Below are 19,038 nucleotides of genomic sequence, written 5' to 3'. Positions count from 1 at the left end.
AGTGTTTGCTTCTTATCTATAGTTGTTCCAAGGTAGTTTGGAAGGAATGAGAAAAAAATCGAGGTGGGTAGGAAGGCTATAGTTATATAGGTACTGGACGGTACAAAAGATACTAGACGGTGTAAACCTGCCACCATATCCGATTTATATAAGATTGACGACATTTACTTTTATAGAGGGTTAAATGCTTCCATACCTGCTGGTTCTTAGCCTTGTTATTTTTTGGATCGTACTGGAGAAAAAATCTCTCAATCGTACGTCTTTTTGGCTGCCACTAATTATATTGACATTGTTTGCAGGCCTTCGTAGCTACCGAGTCGGTACGGATACAGGAAACTATACGAGAAATTTCAACAGTCAATTGAATGCCGAGTACTTTAGGTTCAACGAAGACATTGAGTTCGGTTATCAGTTATTAGAGTATGCGTTATTACGTATGACCACTCATTATTTTTGGCTGCTTGTTATTACCAGTTTAATTATTGTCTATTGCTATCTTAGAGTGATTAAAAAATACAGCGTAAATTATTGGTTCTCCGTATTTTTATTTATTACATTAGGCGTTTATACTTTTTCTTTTAATGGACTGCGTCAAGGATTGGCAATGGCGATCTTTACCTTGGCCATTCCTTATCTGTTAGAAAAACGATTTATTCCATACCTGCTGATTTGTGCAATTGCTTCATTATTCCATGTAACCGCAATGTTTATGATTCCATTTTATTTCATCGTCAATTTAAGAATAAAGCCCTTATATAAGATTTTGGCAACATTCTTAGGATCGCTATTAGTAAGTGGGGTATTGGTCGCTTATATTTCTTCTACTAACGATAGATATGAGGGTTATGCGAAAGCATCCGATGAAGCAGGCGGGTTTTTAACGCTTGGTTTTTATACAGCTATCATGATTTTAATCATCTTGGTCAGTTATCTGTATAAAATTAAAGACAAGAATTTTCAAAAATTAGTAACATTTTATGCATCAGGCGTGGTTTTTATCATACCGTTAGCGATGTTGGGCACCAGTCCTTCAGGTCCTCAAAGGCTGCTTGCGTATTTTACATGGACATTGGTTTTGATACTGCCTATGGTTTTAAAAAGAATCAATAATATTTATTTATATATAGCGAGTATCGTTATTTTTCTCATGTATTTTGTCTTGACGACATCGAGATTTAGTAACTTAAGTCCGTATATTATCAATCCGATATTTGAGGTTTTCTAATGAAAAATCAGACATATATATCTATTGGTATTCCCATTTATAATGCTGAAGCGTACTTAGAAGACGCTATCAAATCCATATTGGCTCAAACGCATGAGTTATGGGAGCTTATATTAATTGATGATGGCTCTACTGATGCGTCATTGGCCATCGCCAAGCGTTTTGAAGAGGCTGATCATAGAATAAGGGTCATTGCTGATGGCATAAATAAAAAACTGCCTGCTCGATTAAATCAGCTTATTGAAGAAGCGAACTATGATTATATAGCGCGCATGGATGCCGATGATCTCATTCATCCAGATAGACTAGCGATTCAATTAAGTTTTTTAGAAAAAAATCCAAATTATGATTTGGTTTCTACAGGTGTCGTGTCTATTGATAATTTTAATAAAGTTTATGGTTGCCGTCATGTCGATCAAATTTACACGGAATTTAAAGAAATAGCCGCGGCTTATCCTATTGTACATGCTGCTGTTTTGGCAAAAAAGAGTTGGTATGAACGAAATAAATATAATGAAGATTATCCAAGGTCTGAAGATTATGATTTGTGGTGTAGAGCTATCTCAAATCAAGATTTAAATTTAGCGGTATTGCCTGATTTATTATACTATTATAGAGAAGAAGGGAATTTATCGTTATCTAAAATAACCAGATCATATAAAGACAGTTTTAAAACGTACTGTGAATATAAGGGAAACAGTTATTTAGGTTATTTGAAATTATCAGCAAAACTGACAACAGTCACTTTTTTAGATTCGATAGGATTATTACAAAAAATAGCCAATAAAAGAAATAAATTAACAATATCTGACACGCTAAGAAATCATCATCAGTCAGTGGTAAATGGTATTTGTGCTAAATGATATTATTTATAAAAGGTCACTAATAAAATAATATATAAAAAACATTGAGGTGCTGAAATGACATTAAAGATATGCTTTCTAATGACAGATGCGGTGTCATTTAATGTGCTATATCGTGATCAGCTTGAATACATTAGAGATCACGCGGATGTTGAGATCACCTTAATCTGCGGTGGCGATAAACAGCAGCTAGATATTTTACGTGAGCGCAAAATAGGCAAGGTGATTAATTTAAATTTTCAGCGTAAGCCATCTTTGTTTAAAGATGCTCAGTCGCTCGCGCTTTTAACCCGTTATATGCTATCGAATCGTTTTGATGTGGTGGTTTATTTAACGCCTAAAGCCTTGTTGTTAGGGAGTATCGCAAGTGCTGTTACATTGCAAAAGAGACGAATTGCTTTTAGCGTGGGTAGAGCCTATGAGAATTTCTCAGGTTTAAAAAAGAGGGTGTTTCAGGGTCTGGATATATTAAGTTTTAGCTTATCTCACGAGGTTTTATTTGTTTCTGAGTCTTTGCTCAGCGTATGCCTAGAAGAAAATATCCTCAAAAAAAGTAAGGCAACTGTCATTGATAATGGCTCATTTAACGGCATCGATACGGATTTGCTGCAACCTGTGGTTCAGCTAGAACAAGAGGCATTAAGAAAGAAGTACAAGATACCTGAAAATACCTTTGTGATTTGCGTGGTAGGACGAGTTTGTGATGATAAAGGCTTCAAAGATATTGAGTATATATCCGAAAAACTAAGAGCAGAAAACGTCTACTTTATGTTCATAGGAGACTGTGAAGACGACGTAGGAAAAGTAGTCGTTGAAAAAGTTGTCAAAGATAATAGAGGTGTGTATATACCAGCCAATCCAAATGTACACGAGGTTTTTCAGTGTGCTGATTTACATTTATTTTTGAGCTATCGTGAAGGGTTTGGCAGTGTCGCTATTGAAGCAGCAAGTTGCGCTGTTCCAACTTTTGCCTATGATGTCGTTGGTGTAAAGGATAGTGTCAAAGAAGGTATCAGTGGTCGAAAATTTAATTTTAAGGATATGTCGTCTGTCGCCGAAGCGATCAGTGCTGCTGCTACTGATAAGGAATTTGAAAAAAGATATCCTGATGCAAGAGACTGGGCCATTGCAAATTTTGAACGCAAGCAATTGTGGCAAAGTTATTTAAGTTTTTATTTACGTAATAGGGATGACCGCGTAAACGACAAAAGGCGGGCTGCAAAATGATAAAGCGACTATTTGACATCACGGCGGCCACGGCGGCCTTGGTAATATTATCTCCTGTTTATGCTATTACGGCTTATAAAGTCAAAAAAAACTTAGGATCACCAGTGATATTTAAACAAACTCGCCCTGGTCTAAATGGCAAGCCGTTTGAGATGATTAAGTTTCGCTCGATGAAAGATGCTATCGATATAGAAGGTAATCCTTTAGAGGATGATGAGCGTTTGACGGCATTTGGTAAGACCTTGCGTAATAGCAGTCTCGATGAGCTGCCTGAACTATGGAATGTGATTAAAGGTGATATGAGTTTGGTGGGGCCGCGACCATTATTGATGGAATATCTGCCGCTATATAATGATGAGCAAGCGCGTCGCCACCGTGTACGTCCGGGTATTACGGGATACGCACAAGTTAATGGTCGCAATACGATTGGTTGGCATGAAAAATTTACGCTCGACACATGGTATGTCGATCATCAGTCATTATGGTTAGATATTAAGATTTTGATTAAAACAGTAAAAAAAGTCATTATCAAAGATGGTATTAGTGCTGATGGTGAAGCGACCATGAGTAAATTCACAGGTAATAGCGTCGATAAAAACACGCTTTGATGAGGAACGCATGCTAAATACTCCTTTTTCACCTTGGCCTAGTTTTACTCAGCAAGAAGCGGATGCGGTCAGTCAAGTATTGTTATCCAACAAGGTCAATTATTGGACAGGGCAAGAATGCCGTCAGTTTGAAGAGGAATTCGCTGATTGGGTGGGTAGCAAATACGCGATTGCATTGGGCAACGGAACTTTGGCATTGGACGCGGCATTGCAGGCACTTGGTATAGGTGTGGGTGATGAAGTTATCGTGACGCCGCGCACTTTTATTGCTAGTATCTCCTCAGTGGTTAATGCAGGCGCGACGCCCATTTTTGCGGATGTTGATGAGGCGACAGGGAATATCACTCCAGAGTCGATAGCGGCGGTATTGACAGACAAAACCAAAGGCATCGTCTGTGTGCATTTGGCAGGTTGGCCCTGTGATATGGATGGCATCATGGCACTGGCAGATCGGCATGATTTATATGTCATTGAAGACTGTGCACAAGCGCATGGTGCACGCTACAAAGGTCGTAGCGTTGGTAGTATCGGTCATATTGGCGCGTGGAGTTTTTGCCAAGATAAGATCATGACCACAGGCGGCGAGGGCGGCATGGTCACCACCGATGACGAGCAGCTATGGCGAAAAATGTGGGCCTATAAAGACCATGGCAAAAGCTATGCCGCGGTCTATGAGACCGAGCAGCAGCCCGGCTATAATTGGCTACATGAGAGCTTTGGCACCAACTGGCGCATGACCGAGATTCAAGGCGTGATTGGGCGTATTCAATTGGCACATATGAGTGACTGGATAGCGAAGCGCCGTGCTAATGCTCAAGCAATATTAGAGGCATGTGCTAAATGGGAAGAAAAAGGCTATCTATCGGTGCCAACATTAGAGAAAGATTATCAGTTTCCAAACTCTACCCATGCCTATTATAAATTGTATGTTTATGTGCAACCAAATAACCTAGCTGAGGGCTGGACACGTGATCGCATCATTGAAGAAATAAATGCGCTAGGCGTGCCTTGCTACTCAGGGTCTGCCTCAGAGGTATATTTAGAAAAAGCATTTGATGATACAGGCTTGCGTCCAGAAAACAGACTGCCAATAGCAAAACAGTTGGGAGAGACCAGCTTAATGTTTTTGGTTCATCCTACCTTAACCACTGCCGAAATCGCGCAAACGGTAGATGCAATCGATCGCGTGTTTGCTTCAATGATTCAGTAATGTGAGAATATCGCTTATTAAGGCGTGTTGATTATTTATAAATAGTTGCGGCTATTAACTTTTATTTGTGATTAGACTTTCTTATAAAACGATAAAGGTTGTCAAGGTTGCATCGGTAATGACATGATATTACTGGATTGGCGAGTGATAGAAATTTATAAGTATCCAAGTCTTATCTCACGCTAGGATTTTTTATCCCAGACAGGTACAATATCAGTCTTAATCATACATTGATCAAGCATAAGACAGGCATGCAAATAGTTGCGGGCGCTGTCTTTCTTTTTTTTATCGCACCCTCTATTGGAGTTACTATGTCAACTGCCCAAGGATCTGCTACCGTTTTGGACGGTAAAGCACTTGCTAAACAAATAGAACAGCAACTGAGTACGCGTGTAGACGCTATCAAGAATAAGACAGGACGCACCCCAAGCTTAGCGACGATATTGGTCGGCGACGATCCCGCTTCTGCGACTTATGTACGTATGAAAGGTAATGCTTGTAAACGTGTCGGCATGGATTCTATACGCGTTGAGATGCCAAGTGCGACGACCACTGAAGAGCTGATGGCAAAGATAGACGAGCTCAATAGCAATCCAGACGTCCATGGTATCTTGCTACAACATCCAGTGCCTGCGCATATTGATGAGCGTGCTTGCTTTGAGCAGATTGACTTGGCAAAAGACGTCGATGGTGTGACCTGCCTTGGCTTTGGTCGTATGGCGATGCAGCAGAGCGCTTATGGTTCATGTACCCCGCAAGGCATCATGCACTTATTAGAGCATCATAATATCGAGCTTGCTGGTAAGGAAGCCGTAGTTGTAGGTCGCAGTGCCATCTTGGGTAAACCAATGGCGATGATGCTATTGAATGCCAACTGCACCGTAACGATTTGCCATTCAAGAACACAAGATTTAGAGTCTCATATTAAGCGTGCGGATATCGTGGTTGGGGCAGTGGGCGTGCCTGAACTGATTAAAGCAGAGTGGATCAAAGCGGGCGCTGTGGTTATCGATGCAGGCTTTCATCCAACGGATAATGGCGGCGTCGGTGATATTGAGTTGCAAGGCGTAGAAAATATCGCCAGTGCTTATACGCCTGTACCGGGCGGCGTGGGTCCAATGACCATTAATACCCTCATTCGCCAAACGGTTGATGCTGCTGAAAAATCTGCCGGTTTGAATATCGGCTAAAAAGAGAGTCATACGAATACTGATTGCCGATAAATAAGGGGCCTGAGGTAATATATACTCAGGCTAAATCAACCACATCTCAGTTGATAGGACCTAAACATGGCTAAAAAAAACGTAGGTGTTCATGAGCGACTACAAGGTATCGGTAGAGAGTTTGTCGATGTCTGTCATTACGTTATTTTATTTCTAATCAGTGTGGTTGTCGTTTGGACCGCCGGTAAAGAGTTCGTTGGTATTGTTCAAAAAGGCTCAGCGGATTTAAAAGACATATTGATGTTGTTTATTTATCTTGAGCTGCTCGCCATGATAGGGATTTATTTTAAAACCCACCGTCTGCCGGTACAGTTTTTGATATTTATCGCGATTACTGCTTTATCACGACATTTGGTGGTCGATGTACAGGCGGTCTCAGACTATTTTCATTTATGGCTGCTGGCGACAATTTCTGTGGCCATTATGCTATTGAGCGGTTCTATCGTAGTATTAACTTGGACAGCAAAAACGTTTGGCCGTCCAGAGGACAATCTAGATAAACAGCATGCAAACTTAACGATTAAAGCGCTGTTACCTGATAATGCTCAAGCGCCTGATAGTCATACCAAGCATCGCCGTGAATAACTATTAAATAGCAGCATAAAAAAGGGTTACCACTGGTAGCCCTTTTTTGCCTTCTTAAATCTCACATTTTATTGTTTGAGCGTTAAATGCCCTTTAAGAAGGTCATTAATGTTTGTTTTTGCGTGGCGGATAACTGTGTAAAGCGCGTCTTTGCACCTTCTGCTTCACCACCATGCCAGAGTATCGCTTCAGTCAAGCTGCTGGCACGACCATCATGCAAAAACCGCGCTTCTGGATCACGTGCCACAATGCCAATTCCCCACAATGGCGGTGTACGCCACTCAAAGCTTTCTGCATTTTTCTCTTTTACGCTGTCATCTAGTCCAGCGCCCATATCATGCAGTAATAAATCAGTATAAGGATAAATGTTTTGCTGTGATAGGAGCGGGAAGCGATCACTATTGCCTGTTTTTTGCTTGGGTGTATGACAGCCAGCACAGCCGACTTGTGCAAACAGTTGCGCTCCTTTATTAAAATCTGATAAATCGTCTATTCGCCTTTCAGGTACGGCAAGGGCGGTCATAAAATCGGTCACGGCGTCTAGACTGCTGTCTGAGACTTCTGGAGAGCCGCCATTCGCTGCTGTCCAACAAATAGGCTGATTTACCGTACAGTTAGGATCCATAAATACCGAGGTGGTCAAACCCATATCTTGCGACATGGCATTGGCGTTTTGGGTACGTAGACTGGTATTAATAGCCTTCCAGCCAAAGCGGCCAATGCGCTGCTGTTTGCCATCTTGTACCCAATGTACGCGGCCACTGATACCGTCTTGATTGTTATCATCAGGGTCAGCTGCCGCAATGATATTCGCTTCAGGAATCAGGTCGAGCAAGCCCATGCCGACCAGCTGCGGTGAGATACGTCCGCTAATCGCTGTATTTCCTAAGGGTTGATTAAGGTCAGTTGGAGTAAAGCTAAACTGTATGCCAGCAGGTTTATCATTTTGACTGGGCATTGCTGCGTAGCGTATGCTCCCTTCGGGATTGATACTTGTGGCAATACTTTGATGCTGCATTTGTTCACCGTAATAAGCATGTGGCAGGCCTTGCTTATTACCCAACCGGAATAAAATCGCATCACTCAGCTGACCATTGGCTGCATAAATGGGTTTGCGACCTTCAGCGCTATGGCATTGGGTACAGGCATTGGCATTTAACAGTGGCCCCACACCATCGAACAGTACGCGACCCTCATTTGCTGGTGTCCACTCGGTGATAAATAACTCACGTCCAGGTGATACCCCGCCTAAAGCGCTGCTCGGTAGATTGGGCATGATTTGCAAAAAAGGCTGTGATCCATTGGCGGCAATCGTAGCACTGCCACCTGCTGGCTGCCAGTTGGTATCGATTTCTGGAGTGTCAGGAGTAGTGGGTGGGTTGGGAACGTTAGTATTGCCATCATTACTGGAATTATTTGAATCATCTGAACCACCACAAGCAATGAGCAGCAGCGCCATACTTACACTGAGTAGTGTGTTACGTATGATGGGAGGTAATGTATACAATGAAGAATTTGATATGGTTGACGAGTTTGATCGTAAGAACATGGGCTGACCTGAAATGGCTAGAATATAAGGGGTTAGGGTGTATCTTCATCGTCAGCCTATTTAGAGAGATGTCGATTTAATTGAGGATATCCTGAGGATTATGCGATAAGCTACCGCGCAATAGTTAGGCGTATTGACTAAAACAAGCAGCACAAACGAGGCTGCTTGTTTGAGAATTTTATGATAGGAAATTCAACCAACTATGCACTGTTCGCTTCGTCATACTTAAAACACTTATAGCTGACTAGGTAAAGCAACTGGGATAGGGTTGTTGTACATCCAAATATGAGTGGTGTCTTTGTTGCCGAGTGAGCCTTCAAAGCTCCAGCCCCACGTAAATAAATGACCAGCTTTCAGCGTATTATTATCTTGGTCAAACGATTTTTCATGAGCAATCAGATGCATGGCACCCATGGCCATATTATCGATATTCTTTAGATTCGGCAGCTTATTGGTTGGTTCATCTAGGTCGTTGTAAATGGTCTTGCCTGCGCCATTTGTCTCCCCAAACATGCCCCATGCATAGAGAATACCATCCGTTGCTGATGAGCCATTATTAGTGGCGACATTATCCAGTAACGCATAGCTGGCATTGCCATTGGCATAGACGCGGCGAACTTCTTTATCTGTAAACCAAGGCAGTTTGGTCGGTGAGGTAATGACATCTGCCCATGCCTTTTCGCTGCCATTAAATGTCTCACCATTGTAGCCCAATTGACTAGTGGCATTTAACCCCCAGCCATACACTGCGTCTTTATTGGTCAATGCTAAGATATGGTCTTTGCCAGCCGTCAATTGGGTCACTTTTTCTGCATCTATAGCGGGTTGGTCGTCAGCTTTTTGAGTGGCGTCATCTGTCTTAGCAGTAATGGCGTTATTAATCGTTTCATTAATGACATGAATACGTACAGGGGTTGCATTGACGTTGATACAGTTGGTTGTAGTGTTACAGACTTTGCCTTTGCCAAGATTGGCGTAAGCATCGCTGCCCCAACCCCAAACCTGACCTTTGTCATCTAAGGCATAAGAGCTATTGCCACTGACAGCCACCTGCACGATATGTCCTGCCTCTGTGGCTGCTGTAAAGTCAACTTTAACAGGGGTGCTGCTATCGGTGCTGGTATTATTACCAAGTTGACCATACCCATTGGCACCAAAGGTCCAAACCGTACCCTCTTCGGTCAATACCAAGTTATGGCTATAGCCGGGTGCGACCATGACGGCGTTTTCGATACCTTCGATCGTGCTGATATCCAAACGGCAGTCTGCAGTCTTGCTACAGTCATTACGACCCCCATCACCGCGACCCAGCTGCCCGTATTTGTCTTCACCCCAACTATAAACTTGACCATTTTGAGCAATAGCGAGTGAATGATTTTGATTAAAGCCAATAGATAGCAAATCTTTTGGTGCGCTGTTCATTAGCATCGGCGTGTCTGGATGTCCCATAATATCGCTGATTTTTGTGGTCAGACCGAGTCCTGTCTGACCATAGTTGTTGCGACCCCAACCATATAGCTGACCATCACGCAGGGCAGCGGTATGCGAACCACCTGCGGCAATCGTATCGCCTACGTAGATGGTCTTGGTTGAGCGCATGATATTACCGGCATTGTCTGTGGCTTCTAAGACAATGGTATTGCTACCTAGCGTTAATAAAATACGATCATCAAAATAACCATCAGCATCTAGCGTTAGCGCTTGGGCTAATTCGTTATTATGCATATAAGTCAATGATTTGACGCCGCTGCTATCTTGTACTTGTCCTGAGACAAATACCGCTGCAACCGCGCTATAGCCATCAGTAAAGTTGCTATCAGTGGTTAGTAGTGGCGGTGTCCCATCTATGATAGCAGTGGCTGTGTCGGAATCACTGCCACAAGCAGTAAGAATCAAGGCTGCGGTAACGACCGCGACAGCTTGAGTAAGACGGGATAAACGCATAAAAACCTCGATAGATGCAAATTGACAATATGTCAGTACGCCAGCCGTAAAATAACAAAACCGTCCCATACAAATCCGACGGTGTAGGGTTTGTGCTATTGACTGAGTCAATCGTATATGATGGCATTGGAATAATAGAAATGGCGGCAAGAGTTTAGCAATAATAAATGTGAATAGTATTACAAATAAGAATTATTATCAATAATAAAGTGGAAAAACAGCACCACCAAGGATGCTGTTTTTAAAAGCTGAACGCTGGCTACAAATGAAACAGCAACTATAAATTTTGGTTATAGCCATTTAAGCCTTTTAAAGTTGTAATATAAATAGCCACATAATGACCCAATGATGAGCATGATGACAAAGTAGGAATATTGCCAATGCAGCTCGGGCATGAAATCAAAGTTCATCCCATAGATACCCGCAATGGCCGTCGGTACAGCTAAAATACCTGCCCAAGCAGCAAGCTTACGCACCACCTCGTTCTGTCCCATATTAACCATGGCCATATAGGTATTCATGACCACACTCAGCATCTCGTTTAGACCATTAATAGCGTCTAATGAGTGTAGCAAATGGTCATTGACGTCGCGGAAGTAGGGCTTAGCGGCCTGAGAAAACCCAGAGACCATCTCGCTTTTTTTATGATTGATAAAAAAACTACAGATATCCTGTACTGGTAAAATAATCGCCCGCATATGTACGAGTTGCGATTTGAGCTCATAAAGGTTTTTTAATGTACCTTTATCAAACTCATAGGTAAACACGTAACGTTCTTGCTCACGCAAATAGCGACCTAAACGATCGGTAATCGGCATATAATTATCCACGATAAAATCGAGAATAGCATGCAGTACAAATATCGGCCCCATACGCAGCTTTTCAGGGCGACGATGACAATGCTCACGGACAGGTGCGTAGGAGTTTGATGGACCATTACGGATGGTAATCAGGTAGTTTTTGCCCATAAATATCGCGGTGGTGCCATAGCGAATGACATTGTCCTCAAGCTTAGCGGTACGCAATACCACAAACACCATGTCATTGTCGTAGTTCTCGACTTTGGCACGCTGGTGATCGGCGAAAGCATCCTCAATCGCCAACTCATGTAGCCCAAAGGCTTCTTTGACTTTGACCATGGTTTCTAGGCTTGGATCATAGAGACCAAGCCAAATAAACTGACCATTATTATTTAAGGCACGACTAACATCGTTTAGCGCTAATTTATCGAGGTTTTCACCGGTCTTACGTGAATAAGCATAGCAATTGACGACTTCATCGGCACTCGACAAGTCAATATCTTCATAGCGTTCAGAGTCAGGATCGTAGACCGTCATGGTCTCGATGGTGTCCTCAGTGGTGGTATCAGCATCGCCATAGATATAGCTGTCATCATTGTCTAGATAGAGATGTTCATCATTCATATCGGCGTAAATACGATTGATATTAGAGTTAGGTGCAATACGCGCGGTTTTTTTGATCAACTGGTCGTTATTGTTTTCCATACACCCTCCCTTTATAAAGTAAAAAACGTGTCACAATCAGAACTTATAATGATTGTTGTTAATAATGATCGTTATTAAAGGGCGTAACTTTTCAAAGTATCAATATCGACCAAGCTCAATAAGCTTTCGTGGCAAGCTTCTAGTTTGATTTGCGGGGCAATATCAAAGTCCAAAGCTTCAACCCAGCGTAACGCACAAATGCACCAATAATCACCAGGCTTAAGACCAGAAAATCCATACTCAGGTAGCGGCGTAATCAAATCATTGCCGCGACTGGCAGAAAAGTTCAAAAACTCGCTAGTCATCTTGGCGCATACGGTGTGCTGACCGACGTCATGGTTGCCAGTATGGCAAAAGCCATTGCGGTAATAACCGGTAATAGGGTCAAAGCAGCAGCTGGCAAGTGCCGTACCTAAAACGTTGGCTTGATTGTTGGCAGGGTTTGGGTGGTAATCAGATGACATAAGGCTTCCGAGATAAAAATATGGCTTAGTGTACCATGAGTCGGTATCGAAGGCGTTGTTCTCACTTTGCTCATTATTTTCTTTATCATATAAAATGATGGTAACCATTTTTGAGTCAACGATTACTTATATAGTCTATAGATAACCTTCATAGATTAAGTGCTGATAAGACGTAATTAGATAGTAATTGTGGCTAATTGTCACTAGGCGAACCTTGGCTGCTATGCTAAACTAAAGCATAAAGTGCCTTGATTATTTAACGCCGTTTATTAGCGCATAAAGATACTCGTCTTATCATTCTAAATTATACTTATTACTCACCCTTTTGCGGCTACCTAGTTTGTTTATAAATAATTGGGTCAATGATGTTGCGCGTTAAAAATAAAAATGCATGGCGTCAATGCAATTGTAAATATAACCTTTAAGTACCGCATCAGTACCGCGTTTTTGGTAAGCGATACGCCAAACAAGGATTTATTGTGTCTGTCAGTTCTGATTCTGCAAAACTTGCCCAGTTAAATACGACTAATGAAGCGGCGGCTCAGCCTGCTGAAAACACTGCTACCTCTACTAGCATGCCATATTTAAACAACTTTGCCAGCGACGTTGCCAATAGCTGGTTGTTGCCTGATGGGGTGGTGGATGTGCTGTTCGAAGATGCGCGTAAGCAAGAAGTGCTTAGGTATCAGCTGACTCAGCAGCTTATTGCTCATGGTTATCAGTTGGTCAATCCACCAATGATTGAATTTACAGAGTCATTGTTGAGTGGCGCCTCAGAAGATTTAAAGCGTCAAACTTTCAAGATTATCGATCAGCTAACGGGTCGCTTGATGGGTCTGCGTGCGGATATTACCCCGCAGATTTTGCGTATTGATGCGCATTGGGGCGGCACAGGTATTGCGCGTTATTGCTATGCAGGTGATGTGATTCATACCTTGCCATCAGGGCTGTTTGGCTCACGTACGCCTTTGCAGCTCGGTGCTGAAATATTTGGCTGTGCTTCACTTGCCGCAGATATTGAGCTGATAGATGTGTTGTTTGGCATGATAAATAAGCTAAATATGAGTGCGACGCTGCATATAGACTTGGGTCATGTGGCGATATTCAAACGCTTGGCTGAGTTGGCAGCGTTGTCTGATAATGACACTGAACAACTCATGCATTTATATGCCAATAAAAATCTACCAGAGCTAAAGCGTGTCTGCCAGTTATTGTCAATGGGTGATGATTTTTATGCTTTGGCACGTTTTGGTCATGATATTACCAATCTATTGGCGAGATTGTCAGAGACTGCACAGCAGGACACGCAAGTCGCGACTGCTATCAATGAATTACAACGTCTAAAAACACATCTACAAGACCAGTGGCAATGCCCTGTGAGTATCGATGTGACGGAATTATCAGGCTATCATTACCACACGGGTATTGTGTTCAACGGCTATATCAATAGTGAGACGCAACCTCTGGTACGTGGCGGTCGTTTCGATGGTATGCAAAGTGGCAATCAGTTAGCAATCAATCAGCCACGTGAAGCCACGGGCTTTAGTATGGATGTCAGTCGTTTGCTTGCACACACGCAGCTTGAGACACCAATCATCGTATTGGTCGACTATGAAGCATTGAGCAGTGCGAACCAAGAACAGAGACAGATACTGCTACAGCAGGTTGAGAGTTTACGTGAGCAAGGCTATCGCGTCACCATGCCATTGAATGCAGAAGATCGTCCCTCTGATATGACGCATCTTTTGAGCTTTAGAGATAATCATTGGCAGTTACAGAGTATTTAAGCATTAGTTTTTAATATTAGTAGTATTACCATTTTTTAACGTCTTTAAAATCAAGATAACGAAAGTTATCACAGGTTTTAAACCGTTATTGCACACACCTCAATACATAAAGGTAAGGATTGATCATGGGTAAGAATGTCGTAGTTTTGGGTAGCCAATGGGGCGATGAAGGTAAAGGTAAAATCGTCGATTTACTAACCGAAAAAGCTTCAGCAGTTGCACGTTTTCAAGGCGGACATAACGCTGGTCACACGTTAGTTGTCGATGGCAAAACCACCATCCTACATTTAATCCCATCAGGTATTTTACGTGAAGGCGTTACCTGCTTTATCGGTAACGGCGTGGTGTTAGCACCTGACGCATTATTAAAAGAGATGAAAGAGCTAGAAGACAACAACGTACCAGTACGTGAGCGTCTGCGTATCTCTCCAAACTGCCCACTTATCATGCCGTATCATGTGGCACTTGACCAAGCACGCGAAGCAAAACGCGGTACTGGTAAAATCGGTACGACGGGTCGCGGCATCGGTCCTGCTTATGAAGATAAAGTAGCGCGCCGTGCTATCAAGCTTGCTGACTTGTTCCGTGATGATTTAGAAGAAAAACTCCGCAACTTAATCGAATATCATAACTTCCAATTGACTCAATATTATAAAGTTGAAGCGATTGATTTTGATGAGACACTTAAGCTTTGCCAAGAGTGGAAAGAGGAGATTAAAGGTATGGTTACTGATGTAACCGAAGACCTTAATCAATTGCGTCTGGCTGGCAAGAATCTGATGTTTGAAGGTGCGCAAGGTACATTGCTTGATATCGACCATGGTACTTATCCGTTTGTTACTAGCTCAAGCGTAACCGCTGGCGGCGTATCGACTGGTACAGGTATCGGTCCATTGTACTTAGATTACGTACTTGGTATCACTAAAGCTTATACTACCCGTGTCGGTAGTGGTCCATTCCCAACTGAGCTATTTGATGATGTTGGTGCGCATTTGGCTAAAGTCGGTCATGAGTTTGGTGCGACCACTGGTCGTGCGCGTCGCTGTGGTTGGTTCGATGCTGAAGCATTACGCCGTGCCGTGGTACTGAACTCTATGTCAGGTATCTGCTTAACTAAGCTTGACGTATTAGACGGTCTTGAAGAGTTACTAATTGGTGTGGGTTATAACTTGCCTGAAACTGAATGTGCAGGTGCACATGATGCTGAATTCTATGAGTCAGTCACGCCTAAGTATGAGACGATGCAAGGGTGGAGTGAGTCAACCGTTGGTATCACTAACTATGATGAACTTCCAGAAAATGCGAAAAAATATATCAAACGTATCGAAGCATTGATTGGTTGCCCAGTTGATATTATCTCAACCGGTCCTGACCGCGAAGAGACTATCGTATTACGCGACCCGTATGATGCTTAGTCTTTACTAGAAAGTTGCTTAAATCGCTTTTAGTATTAATAAAAAATCCCAGTGCTGAGCATTGGGATTTTTTTTATGAGTATTATCTTGTGAGTAATGTCTTATGAGTAAATTCTCATCATTTTCTATTATGCTAACTATTATTAATGCCAAGTGATAAAAAGTGTTAATCACTATTAATCTCTAACGATAAAAAATCAAGATATCTAGTCATTGAATAAATTGAGATAAGAAAAAATAGTATAAAGGAGAGAATTGCTAACATTATTCTGGTTTAATTGGTATATTATGTTATAAATGAATGTAAATTTATCAATATATAAAAAGGAAAACGTGATGAAATCGACTATTATCAAGCACTCTATAGGCAAAGCAGCTTTAGCGCTGCTAACGTCTGCGGCTTTTATGTTTCCTATGCTGTCATGGGGCGCGCAAAACTGTGACAAACCCAACAATGATTTTGATGATTTATATTGCTTAACGAAAGTATATTTAGAAGCGGATAAAGAGCTGAATAATTCTTATGCAAAATTGGCTAAGCAGTTAAATAGCCAGCAAAAATCCAAATTAAAGCGCGGACAACTGGCGTGGATACGCGAGCGTAATGACCAATGTAGTTATAATAATGATGAAGGATTTTTTGTCAATATGGGCTGTGCGACTCGGGTGACAACTGAGCGAGTGAACTTCTTAAATGATCGTGTGCGTGAATGTAGCGCTGGCAGTTGCCGCGACAGCCGCTTAGGCGAGTAGTTGCTTTTTAGTATTGCTTGAAAGCAGTGACCTTCATAGCTGCGTATTAACAAAATCCCTTAGCATTATATGCTGAGGGATTTTTTTTGGTAACACTTACATAGAGTTTTCGCCAAGTTGGTTCTATGCCCATCAATGACAAAGATAGTTAGCGATGAGATACGTAGGGTAAGAATCTGCTATTGATGAATGCTCACTTTGTCTTAAGATAAGCTGTGGTCATAAATTTACTTTTATGCAAGGTGCGGTCATAAATTAACCCTATCATTTATAGCGCTAATCATTATAATAGGCAGCAATCCTGTGTTGGTGCTCATATTATCGCATTGATAGACCATGAGTTATTTAAATCTGCCCAAGTCAACATTGCGGCCAAAGATAAAACAAAGTATTTACCATCTCATTTTTATCGAATTCATTATTTATTAGGAGCTTTTCATGGCTAACGAACGTACTTTATCTATCATCAAACCTGACGCAGTAGCTGGCAACAACATCGGCGCTATCTACGATCGCTTTGAAAAATCAGGTCTAAAAATTGTTGCCGCTAAAATGATGCAACTTGATGATAAAAAAGCGGGCGGTTTTTACGCTGAGCACGCTGAGCGTCCATTCTACAACGATCTAGTATCATTTATGACTTCAGGCCCAGTATTGGTATCTGTATTAGAAGGCGAAAATGCGATCGCTAAGCATCGCGACATCATGGGCGCTACTAACCCAAAAGACGCCGCTGAAGGCACTATTCGTGCTGACTTCGCTAGCAGCATCGATGAAAACGCGGTTCATGGTTCAGATTCAGCTGAATCAGCAGCACGTGAAATCAGCTACTTCTTCAATGAAGAAGAAGTTTGTGCACGTACGCGTTAATATAGTAAACCAAATATAGTCTGTTACGGTGTCAGACTCGCTTAATGTACTCAATGTACAATTGGCGTTTGTCTTCCTTGTACCAGCTCTATATTTGATTCACTATGCACTAATAGCTTATAAAATTGACTATAAATTATTAGTGTGGCAAGACGGCTTATATCTTTTGGTATAAGCCGTTTTAGCTATTATAATAGTCTGACTATATATTGAAATTTCAACTTTTTCCCTCATTATTGGTTTTATATAGCGTTATCAATCCTTTATCAGCATATTACTTTCGGTTTTTGGTAAAAAATGCGCTCATAACGGATTGCTCATGCACTCATATATTGAGTACGTCTGCAACACCCATCTCAACAATTGCATCGCTTATACCAGTAGATGCAAAAAGGTTATTTATTATGTCAACTGCTCAAACTCCTATTCAAACTGACGTCCAACACGTCCCTGCTAAGACTACTAAGAGTATAAAATTAGTAGACGAGGCGCAGGCGAAAACCAATCTACTAGGTATGACACAAGCGCAGCTAGCGGAATACTTTAAGAGTATTGGTGAAAAGCCGTTTCGCTCGACGCAAGTCATTAAGTGGATATATCAGCAGGGTGTCACTGATTTTGAGCAAATGACCAATCTGAGTAAATCTTTGCGTGATAAATTATCAGCCAATGCCTGCGTCATTCCGCCAAAAGTGATTCATCGTCAATACAGCGATGATGGTACGCGTAAATGGGTATTTGAAGTCACGGGTGGCTCGTTGGTCGAGACCGTATTGATTCCCGCAGATGATAGTAAATTAAACGGTCGTAAAACCTTGTGTGTCTCTTCGCAAGTGGGCTGTGCGCTCGACTGTAGCTTTTGTAGTACGGGTAAGCAGGGCTTTGAGCGCGATTTGACGGCGGCTGAGATTCTTGGACAATTATGGGTGGCAAATGCCTCTTATATGACCGATGAAAATGATAGTTTAGAAAATGTTGACCATAGTTTGTGGGAAAACAACGTCACCAACGTCGTCATGATGGGCATGGGCGAGCCGTTATTAAACTATCGTCCCGTTGTCAGCTCGATGGAATTGATGCTCAGTGACCATGCTTATGGTTTATCAAAACGCCGCGTTACTTTGTCGACTTCAGGTGTGGTGCCAAAAATGTACGAGTTGGCACAGGAGCTTGACGTGGCTTTAGCGATTTCATTGCATGCACCAAATGACGAGCTGCGTAATGAATTAGTGCCGATCAATAAAAAATATCCATTAGAGCAGCTCATGGCGGCAGCGAGAAATTACGTTTTTGAAGTAAATCCGCGCCACAAAAAACACGTGACTATTGAATATGTGATGCTAGATGGTGTCAATGATAGTAATGAGCATGCTGAGCAATTGGTCGCATTATTGGGCGATTTACCAAGTAAGATTAACTTGATACCGTTCAACCCGTTCCCTCATGCAAATTATGATAAGTCGAGTAATAATCGAATTCATGCCTTTAGTAATATATTAAGTGAAGCAGGTTTTGTTTGTACTATACGTCAAACTCGTGGTGATGATATTGATGCGGCATGTGGTCAATTGGTTGGGCAAGTTGCTGATAGAACGCGTCGTTCAGCCGCGTGGCAGCAAAGCATCAAGGATCGTGAAAGTGTTTAGTATGATGGTCATATAAATGGTGAATAGACATTTTCGATGTAGCATCGTATTTGTCTTTTATCTGTCGCAATGGTAATAAAAATGTAGCAATAACGATTAGTTTGAATGTGCACAGCAATTAATAACAACTAAATTGTACTTATGCGGGCTAAATCTATTAAACT

General features: G+C 41.9%; 16 protein-coding genes. 12 read left to right on the top strand and 4 right to left on the bottom strand.

Features of this window, described 5'->3' with window-relative positions:
• Positions 1 to 184 precede the first annotated feature (184 nt).
• The 7 genes from JMX95_RS02255 (at position 185) to JMX95_RS02225 (ending at position 6,941) form a co-directional block, all read left to right on the top strand.
• On the top strand, positions 185 to 1,225 hold the full coding sequence (locus tag JMX95_RS02255; protein ID WP_201559935.1) for an EpsG family protein: 1,041 nt from the start codon (positions 185 to 187) through the stop codon (positions 1,223 to 1,225).
• Positions 1,225 to 2,088: a glycosyltransferase family 2 protein gene (locus JMX95_RS02250; protein ID WP_201559934.1), complete on the top strand. Its 864-nt coding sequence runs from the start codon at positions 1,225 to 1,227 to the stop codon at positions 2,086 to 2,088. Before JMX95_RS02255 ends, JMX95_RS02250 begins: the two co-directional genes overlap by 1 nt.
• Before the next feature lie 57 nt (positions 2,089 to 2,145).
• The gene (locus tag JMX95_RS02245; protein WP_201559933.1) at positions 2,146 to 3,315 is read left to right on the top strand and encodes a glycosyltransferase; all 1,170 of its coding nucleotides are present in this window, start codon (positions 2,146 to 2,148) and stop codon (positions 3,313 to 3,315) included.
• Positions 3,312 to 3,923 carry a sugar transferase gene (locus JMX95_RS02240; RefSeq protein ID WP_201559932.1) on the top strand — a complete coding sequence of 204 codons (612 nt, stop codon included), beginning with the start codon at positions 3,312 to 3,314 and terminating at the stop codon, positions 3,921 to 3,923. Before JMX95_RS02245 ends, JMX95_RS02240 begins: the two co-directional genes overlap by 4 nt.
• A 10-nt stretch (positions 3,924 to 3,933) precedes the next feature.
• On the top strand, positions 3,934 to 5,133 hold the full coding sequence (locus JMX95_RS02235; RefSeq protein ID WP_201559931.1) for a DegT/DnrJ/EryC1/StrS family aminotransferase: 1,200 nt from the start codon (positions 3,934 to 3,936) through the stop codon (positions 5,131 to 5,133).
• 311 nt (positions 5,134 to 5,444) lie between these two features.
• Complete coding sequence (gene folD, locus JMX95_RS02230; RefSeq protein WP_201559930.1) at positions 5,445 to 6,323, top strand: bifunctional methylenetetrahydrofolate dehydrogenase/methenyltetrahydrofolate cyclohydrolase FolD; 879 nt, start codon at positions 5,445 to 5,447, stop codon at positions 6,321 to 6,323.
• 99 nt (positions 6,324 to 6,422) lie between these two features.
• Positions 6,423 to 6,941, top strand: coding sequence for a phosphate-starvation-inducible protein PsiE (locus JMX95_RS02225; protein ID WP_045451736.1), 519 nt, complete (start codon positions 6,423 to 6,425; stop codon positions 6,939 to 6,941).
• An 82-nt stretch (positions 6,942 to 7,023) separates the two neighbouring features.
• Here the strand turns inward: JMX95_RS02225 and JMX95_RS02220 are convergent, their stop codons facing one another.
• From JMX95_RS02220 to JMX95_RS02205, 4 genes are all read right to left on the bottom strand, one after another.
• A complete protein-coding gene (locus JMX95_RS02220) occupies positions 7,024 to 8,400 on the bottom strand; it encodes a di-heme oxidoredictase family protein (protein WP_201559929.1) in 1,377 nt (458 codons plus the stop codon).
• A gap of 324 nt (positions 8,401 to 8,724) precedes the next feature.
• Positions 8,725 to 10,434 (bottom strand): chromosome condensation regulator RCC1, encoded by a 1,710-nt coding sequence (locus JMX95_RS02215; RefSeq protein WP_201559928.1) that lies wholly within the window; start codon positions 10,432 to 10,434, stop codon positions 8,725 to 8,727.
• Positions 10,435 to 10,724: 290 nt separating this feature from the next.
• Complete coding sequence (gene corA / locus JMX95_RS02210) at positions 10,725 to 11,939, bottom strand: magnesium/cobalt transporter CorA (RefSeq protein WP_055124484.1); 1,215 nt, start codon at positions 11,937 to 11,939, stop codon at positions 10,725 to 10,727.
• A gap of 74 nt (positions 11,940 to 12,013) precedes the next feature.
• Positions 12,014 to 12,403, bottom strand: coding sequence for a DUF2237 family protein (locus JMX95_RS02205; RefSeq protein ID WP_045451983.1), 390 nt, complete (start codon positions 12,401 to 12,403; stop codon positions 12,014 to 12,016).
• 479 nt (positions 12,404 to 12,882) lie between these two features.
• Here JMX95_RS02205 and JMX95_RS02200 point away from each other — a divergent pair, with 479 nt between their 5' ends.
• From JMX95_RS02200 to rlmN, 5 genes are all read left to right on the top strand, one after another.
• The gene (locus JMX95_RS02200) at positions 12,883 to 14,190 is read left to right on the top strand and encodes an ATP phosphoribosyltransferase regulatory subunit (protein ID WP_201553545.1); all 1,308 of its coding nucleotides are present in this window, start codon (positions 12,883 to 12,885) and stop codon (positions 14,188 to 14,190) included.
• Between the two features lie 125 nt (positions 14,191 to 14,315).
• The gene (locus tag JMX95_RS02195; RefSeq protein ID WP_045444847.1) at positions 14,316 to 15,605 is read left to right on the top strand and encodes an adenylosuccinate synthase; all 1,290 of its coding nucleotides are present in this window, start codon (positions 14,316 to 14,318) and stop codon (positions 15,603 to 15,605) included.
• Between the two features lie 336 nt (positions 15,606 to 15,941).
• On the top strand, positions 15,942 to 16,358 hold the full coding sequence (locus JMX95_RS02190; protein WP_201559927.1) for a lysozyme inhibitor LprI family protein: 417 nt from the start codon (positions 15,942 to 15,944) through the stop codon (positions 16,356 to 16,358).
• 438 nt (positions 16,359 to 16,796) lie between these two features.
• The gene (gene ndk / locus JMX95_RS02185; protein ID WP_055124481.1) at positions 16,797 to 17,228 is read left to right on the top strand and encodes a nucleoside-diphosphate kinase; all 432 of its coding nucleotides are present in this window, start codon (positions 16,797 to 16,799) and stop codon (positions 17,226 to 17,228) included.
• Positions 17,229 to 17,632: 404 nt separating this feature from the next.
• Entirely contained in the window at positions 17,633 to 18,874 is a 1,242-nt protein-coding gene (gene rlmN / locus JMX95_RS02180) for a 23S rRNA (adenine(2503)-C(2))-methyltransferase RlmN (RefSeq protein WP_060490621.1), read from the top strand.
• The last annotated feature ends 164 nt before the right edge of the window (positions 18,875 to 19,038 follow it).

Origin of the sequence: Psychrobacter sp. NC44, from assembly GCF_904846655.1 — a bacterium.
GTDB lineage: Bacteria > Pseudomonadota > Gammaproteobacteria > Pseudomonadales > Moraxellaceae > Psychrobacter.
This window is presented reverse-complemented; position numbering and strand designations above follow the sequence as displayed.